Origin of the sequence: Thiohalocapsa halophila, assembly GCF_016583825.1 — a bacterium.
Taxonomy (GTDB): Bacteria; Pseudomonadota; Gammaproteobacteria; order Chromatiales; family Chromatiaceae; genus Thiohalocapsa; species Thiohalocapsa halophila.
In genome coordinates, this window is sequence record NZ_NRRV01000213.1 from 1 (window position 1) to 1,000 (window position 1,000).

Consider the following 1,000-nt stretch of genomic DNA (forward strand, 5'->3'; position numbering starts at 1 on the left):
CTCTGGCCTGGAGCGGCTGATCGGTCCGCCGGAGAGCATCGGGCGCCAGACCAAGGCGAAGATCCGCGACGCCGTGGGTCTCACCGCCTCGGTCGGCATCGGACCCAACCGCCTCATCGCCAAGCTCGCGTCCGACGCGGACAAGCCGGACGGCCTGACGGTCGTGCTCCAGGACGCGATCCACGGCTTTCTCGACCCGATGCTGCTGTCGGTCCTGCGCGGGGTCGGCGCCAAGACGGCGGCGCGACTCCAGCGCGTTGGACTGAAGACGGTCGGGGACGTGCGCGGCCTATCGCTTGAGGCGCTGCGCCGCCACCTCGGCGCCCGCGCCGGCACGCAGGCCCATGTCCAGGTGCAGGGGATCGCCGACGATCGCGTCTATCCCGCCGGCGAGCGCAAGTCGATCTCCAAGGAGACCACGTTCAGCGAAGACGTCACCGACCCGGTGGTTCTGCAGGACACCCTACGCTGGGCGGCGCAGGAGGTCGGCTATCTGGCGCGCCATGCGGGGCGCAAGGGCCTGGTCGTCACCTTGAAGATCCGCTTTCGCCCCTTCGAGACCCATACGCGCTCGCGCACGCTGAAGGCGCCCACCGACTATGACCTCGAGTTGTATCGCGTCGCCTGGGCGCTGTTCCAGGCTGAGTCCTGGGCGGGCCGGCCGGTGCGCCTGATCGGGATCGGGATTTCTGGGTGGGACCAGGCACAGGCGAGCGTGCAGCGGGACTTGTTCGACGCCGACCCGGCGGAGGCCGATCCGGCGCTGGCACGGGTCGATACCACGCTCGATGCGATCCAGGACAGGTTTGGACGGGGCACCATTCAGCGGGGACTGAGCCGGCGCGCCCGAGGCAACGCGAAACCCTGACGCCCGGCTCGGCGCGTCGCTCAGAAGGGCTCGAGGTCGGGACGGATGTCGAGCTCGTGCGTCCACGCGGACCGATCCTGGCCAATCAGATGCAGACAGCTGCTCGCCAGGGCATCTGGATCCAGGCACTGC

1 protein-coding gene is annotated in these 1,000 nt (G+C 69.5%); it reads left to right on the forward strand.

Annotated features, from left to right (window positions below; genetic code table 11):
• On the forward strand, positions 1-868 hold an 868-nt coding region (locus CKO31_RS26055; RefSeq protein WP_200243819.1), incomplete at its 5' end, for a DNA polymerase Y family protein.
• Positions 869-1,000 lie beyond the last annotated feature (132 nt).